Annotated in this window: 4 protein-coding genes and 1 tRNA gene; 2 read left to right on the top strand and 3 right to left on the bottom strand. The window is 66.9% G+C overall.

All coding sequences use genetic code 11. The features are described 5' to 3' along the window. Positions 1 to 48: 48 nt before the first annotated feature. The 3 genes from QM019_RS12415 to QM019_RS12405 all read right to left on the bottom strand — a co-directional run bounded on the left by QM019_RS12415 (position 49) and on the right by QM019_RS12405 (position 2,654). Positions 49 to 1,029 carry a ribose-phosphate diphosphokinase gene (locus QM019_RS12415; RefSeq protein WP_282853268.1) on the bottom strand — a complete coding sequence of 327 codons (981 nt, stop codon included), beginning with the start codon at positions 1,027 to 1,029 and terminating at the stop codon, positions 49 to 51. A gap of 45 nt (positions 1,030 to 1,074) precedes the next feature. Further along, positions 1,075 to 2,538: a bifunctional UDP-N-acetylglucosamine diphosphorylase/glucosamine-1-phosphate N-acetyltransferase GlmU gene (gene glmU / locus QM019_RS12410; protein WP_282853266.1), complete on the bottom strand. Its 1,464-nt coding sequence runs from the start codon at positions 2,536 to 2,538 to the stop codon at positions 1,075 to 1,077. 44 nt (positions 2,539 to 2,582) lie between these two features. Then, a tRNA-Gln gene (locus tag QM019_RS12405) sits at positions 2,583 to 2,654 on the bottom strand. 100 nt (positions 2,655 to 2,754) lie between these two features. On the opposite strand from QM019_RS12405, the gene QM019_RS12400 reads away from it, so the two are divergent. Then, positions 2,755 to 3,267, top strand: coding sequence for a MarR family winged helix-turn-helix transcriptional regulator (locus QM019_RS12400; protein WP_193127651.1), 513 nt, complete (start codon positions 2,755 to 2,757; stop codon positions 3,265 to 3,267). Continuing rightward, positions 3,268 to 5,070 carry an ABC-F family ATP-binding cassette domain-containing protein gene (locus QM019_RS12395; protein WP_282853265.1) on the top strand — a complete coding sequence of 601 codons (1,803 nt, stop codon included), beginning with the start codon at positions 3,268 to 3,270 and terminating at the stop codon, positions 5,068 to 5,070. The last annotated feature ends 79 nt before the right edge of the window (positions 5,071 to 5,149 follow it).

Raw genomic sequence — 5,149 nt, 5'->3', positions numbered from 1 at the left:
CGCCGGGCCCGATTGGGCCCGGCGCTTCGTCGGAGAACCTGGTACGGCCTAGGCGGCGCCGTCGAACATCGACGTCACCGAGCCGTCCTCAAACACCTCGTGGATAGCGCGGCCGAGCAGCGGTGCGATCGGCAGCACGGTGAGCGTCGGGAAGAGCTTGTGCTCAGGCATCGGCAGGGTGTCGGTGACGACGACCTCGTCGATCGCCGGGTCCTGCAGTCGCTCGACCGCGGGCCCCGAGAAGACCGCGTGCGTGGCCGCGACGACGACGCGCTCGGCCCCGTGCGACTTCAGCGCCTCCGCTGCCTTCTGGATCGTGCCACCGGTGTCGATGAGGTCATCGACCATGAGGCAGGTGCGACCCTTCACATCACCAACGATGTCGTGCACCGTCACCTGGTTGGCGACCTTCGGATCGCGACGCTTGTGAATGATCGCGAGCGGCGATCCGAGCTCGTCGGCCCAGCGGTCGGCGACGCGCACGCGGCCCATGTCGGGCGAGACGACCGTGAGGTTGTCGACGCCGCCGAGCTTGTCCTTGAAGTACTTCATGAGCACCGGCATCGCGAAGAGGTGATCGACCGGGCCGTCGAAGAAGCCCTGGATCTGCGACGCGTGCAGGTCGACCGACATGATGCGGTCGGCGCCGGCGGTCTTGAAGAGGTCGGCGATGAGACGAGCCGAGATCGGCTCGCGACCACGGCCCTTCTTGTCCTGACGCGAGTACGGGTAGTACGGCACGACGACGGTGATGCGCTTCGCCGAGGCGCGCTTGAGCGCGTCGACCATGATCAGCTGCTCCATGACCCACTCGTTGATGGGCTCACCGTGCGACTGAATCACAAAGGCGTCGGCGCCACGCACCGATTCGCCGTAGCGCGCGTAGATCTCGCCGTTGGCGAAGGTGCGTGCTTCCGTCTCGAGGACCTCGGTGCCAAGCTCCTTGGCGACTTCGTCCGCTAGCTGCGGGTGCGCTCGCCCTGAAATCAGAACAAGTCGCTTTTCACCAGGGTTAACAATGCCGGACACCAAATACCGCCTTTTCTCGTTGTCGGGCACGAACGAGAACCAAGACTACTCTGCTTCGGCGCTCGAATCCGACTCGACGGGCGAGCTCGCGCCCGCAGCGGCGGCCGACTTGGCCGAAGCTGAGCCCGGACGGTGCTTCGCGACCCAGCCTTCGAGATTGCGCTGCGGTGCGACATTCAGGGCGAGCGCGCCGGCCGGGACGTCCTTGCGGATTGTCGTCCCGGCACCCGAGTACGCGCCGTCGCCAACCTCGACCGGTGCGATGAGCACGTTGTCGGAGCCGATCTTCACGTCGCGGCCCACCACGGTGCGGTGCTTGTTTACGCCGTCGTAGTTCGCGGTGATCGTGCCGGCGCCGAGGTTGGAGCCCGAGCCGATCTCCGCATCCCCCACGTACGAGAGGTGCGGCACCTTTGCTCCGTCGTGCAGCGTCGCGTTTTTCGTCTCGACGAACGTGCCGACCTTCGCGCCGTCGCCGACGACCGAGTTCGGCCGCAGGTAGCTCCAGGGGCCGACCGTGGCGCCCGCGCCGATGACCGCGAGCGTCGCATCCGTGCGCTTCACGGTCGCGCCCGCACCCACCTCGGTGTCGATGAGCGTCGTGTCGGGGCCGATCACGGCATCCTCGCCGATGCTCGTCGCCCCGCGCAGCTGCGTGCCGGGCTGAATCTCAACGTCAGAGGCGATCGTGACGTCGGCCTCGATGATCGTCGTGTCGGGATCGACGATCGTGACGCCCTCGCGCATCCAATACTCGAGGATGCGCCGGTTGTACTCGCGCGCGGTGCCGCCGAGCTGCGCCCGGTCGTTGATGCCCTGCACGAGCCAGGGGTCGGTGACCGCGACGGCGGCAATGCGGCCGCCATCGCGCTTGATGAGCGACGCCGCGTCGGTGAGGTACTTCTCGCCCTGCGTGTTGTCTTGGCCGATGCGCGAGAGCGCGTCACGTGCAGCCGAGGCGGTGAACACGTAGACGCCCGCGTTGATCTCGGTGATGTCGAGCTGGCGCTCGCTCGCATCCTTATGCTCGACGATGGCCTCGAACTCGCCGTCGGTGTCGCGCACGATGCGGCCGAAGCCGCTCGGGTTCTCGTAGATCGCGCTGAGCAGCGTGAGCTGGTCGGCATCGAGGCGGTGGGCCTCGAGAAGGCGCCGCACGGTAGGGGCGTCGAGCAGCGGCACGTCGCCCGAGAGCACGACGACGTCGCCGTCGAAGTCAGCGGGAATCTGCTCGAGGCCGGCCTCGAGCGCACGGCCGGTGCCGGGCACCTCATCCTGGTCGGCGATGAGCGTGTCGGGCGCGAGCTCGCCAATCACCTCGACGACGCGGTCGCGCTGGTGGCGCACGACGGCGACGGTGTAGGCCGGCTCAAGCTGCGCCGCGGTGCGCAGCACGTGGCCGAGCAGCGGAATACCGCCGAGCTTGTGCAGCACCTTCGGAGTCTTCGACTTCATGCGGGTGCCGGCACCCGCCGCGAGAATGATGACGGCCAGGTTCTCTGCGGGCATGCGCTTCCCCTCCAATGATCTGATGTTCCATTGCGGTGACGGAGTTCCTCCCCCAGGATTCGAACCTGGACCTAACGGCTCCAAAGGCCGTCGTGCTGCCGTTACACCAAGGAGGAAGGTGCGGCCCTAGTCTGCCACGTCATCGAAAACAGTGTGAACTGCTGCTGTTCGCAGCCACGCAGCGAGGAGGCGCGGTCCTGCGCGATACTAGAGGGTATGCATTCCCACGAAACCGACGCCGTCGACAACATTGTCGATGACTGGACACGCGTTCGTGGCGACCTCGATTTCTCGCCCCTGTCGGTGTTTTCGCGCGTCAAGCGCATCGCGAGGCAGCTCGATGTCGTGCGCAAGCGATCGTTCGCCGAGGCCGGAGTCGAGATGTCCGAGTTCGACGTTCTCTCGGCGCTGCGCCGATCGGGAGCCCCCTACGCCCTCACACCCAAGCAGTTACTCGCGAGCAGTCTCGTCTCGAGCGGCACCATGACCTATCGAATCGACCGCCTCGTGCAGCGCGGCTTCGTCGTGCGCGAGGACGACCCCGCCGACGGCCGCAGCGTGCTCGTGCGCATGACCGAGGATGGTGGCCGCCGCGTTGACGCGGCGATTCAAGGACTCCTCGAGGTTGAGCGAGAACTGCTCGCCGACATTTCCGACGAGGAGTTCGCGGTGATCGAGCGTGGGCTGCGCCAGCTGTCGCTCGCGATGAGCGTCGAGGAGCCGAACTAGATGGCGCATCTGCTTGGCGCCGAGGGCATCCACCTCGAATTTCCCACCAAGGTCGTCTTTGACGACATCACCATCGGCATCAACGAGGGTCAACGCATCGGTGTTGTCGGCCGCAACGGCGACGGCAAGTCGACGTTCCTGAAGATCCTCGCTGGTCGGCTCGAACCCGACGCTGGCAAGGTCACGGTGCGCGGCGGCACGACCATCGGGATGCTCGACCAGGCCGACCGCGTCGACGAAACGCTCACGGTGGGGCACGCCGTGGTGGGCGACCTCGACGACCACGAGTGGGCCTCGGATGCGAAGATTCGCGACATTGTGCGCGGACTCGTCGGCGACCTCGACTGGGATGCGCGGGTCGGTGACCTCTCGGGTGGTCAGCGGCGCCGCGTCGCACTCGCGGGCCTACTCATCGGCGACTGGGACATCCTGCTGCTCGACGAGCCAACGAACCACCTCGACGTCGAGGGCGTCGCGTGGCTCGCGAAGCACCTCAACTCACGGTGGACGAAGAATGCAGGCGCGCTCGTCGTCGTCACGCACGACCGGTGGTTCCTCGACGAGGTGAGCACCGACACGTGGGAGGTGCACGACCGCGTGATCGAGCCTTTCGAGGGTGGCTACGCGGCGTACATCCTGCAGCGCGTCGAGCGAGACCGGCAGGCTGCCGTGGTCGAGCAGAAGCGCCAGAACCTCATGCGCAAGGAGCTCGCGTGGCTACGTCGCGGGGCCCCCGCTCGCACGGCGAAGCCGAAGTTCCGCATTGCCGCGGCGAACGAGCTCATTTCCGATGTGCCGCCGGTGCGCAACGCGATCGAGCTGACGAAGCTCGCGACGGCCCGGCTCGGTAAGGACGTCGTCGACCTCGTCGACGCCGGCGTGCGCTTCGGCGAACGCGAGGTGCTCCACGACATCACCTGGCGCATCGCGCCCGGCGAGCGCACGGGCATCCTCGGCGTGAATGGTGCCGGCAAGTCGACGCTGCTCGGCCTCATCACCGGCGCGATCACGCCCACGTCGGGCCGTGTCAAGCACGGCAAGACGGTAAAGATTGCCGAGCTGAGCCAGCAGCTTTCCGAACTCGACGAGCTCGGCGACGACCGCGTGCGCGAGGTCATCGCGCGGCAGAAAACGAGTTACGTCGCCGACGGCACCGAGCTCACGCCCTCGCAGCTGCTCGAGCGGCTCGGCTTCAACTCGGCGCAGTTGCAGGCGCCGGTCAAGGACCTCTCGGGTGGTCAGAAGCGGCGCCTGCAACTGCTGCTGATCCTGCTCGACGAGCCAAACGTGCTCATTCTCGACGAGCCGACGAACGACCTCGACACCGACATGCTCGCGGCGATGGAGGACCTCCTCGACACGTGGCCCGGCACGATCATCGTCGTCTCGCACGACCGCTACTTGCTCGAGCGTGTGACCGACCAGCAGTACGCCGTGATTGACGGAGAGCTGCGCCATCTCCCCGGCGGCGTTGACCAGTACTTGTCGCTCCGCGATGCCGGCGCAGGCAAGCCGATGACGGCCTCGGCGTCGAACCCCGCGCAGGCGAGCGCAATCACCGGATCCGCCACGTCGGGCCTGTCGGGTGCCGAACTGCGCGCGGCCGAGAAGGAACTCGCGTCACTCGAGCGCCGCATCGAACGATTGCAGCAGCAGTCGACGGATGCGCGGGCCAAGCTCGCCGACCTCGACCAGTCGAACTACGAGTTGCTCGCGGCGGAGATGGCCGCCATCACCTCGCTCGACGACGAGGCTGCCGCCCTCGAGGAACGCTGGCTCGAGCTCTCCGACACCCTCGACTAACCCGTTGAGGGGGTTGAGTGGTGGGGTTTTTTTGTTTTGGGGGGGGGGGGTCGGGCAAAACAGGGGGCCAGACCCCCGG

It is taken from the genome of Gulosibacter sediminis, from assembly GCF_030011715.1.
In the GTDB taxonomy this organism is placed as follows: Bacteria; Actinomycetota; Actinomycetes; order Actinomycetales; family Microbacteriaceae; genus Gulosibacter; species Gulosibacter sediminis.
Note: the sequence above shows the minus strand (reverse complement) of the source record. Positions and strands in the feature narration are given on the sequence as shown.

What these genes read in the sequence shown, in the direction of transcription:
- glmU (WP_282853266.1), bottom strand. Translation starts at nt 2,538, where the DNA reads ATGCCCGCAGAGAACCTGGCCGTCATCATTCTCGCGGCGGGTGCCGGC.
- QM019_RS12400 (WP_193127651.1), top strand. Translation starts at nt 2,755, where the DNA reads ATGCATTCCCACGAAACCGACGCCGTCGACAACATTGTCGATGACTGG.
- QM019_RS12395 (WP_282853265.1), top strand. Translation starts at nt 3,268, where the DNA reads ATGGCGCATCTGCTTGGCGCCGAGGGCATCCACCTCGAATTTCCCACC.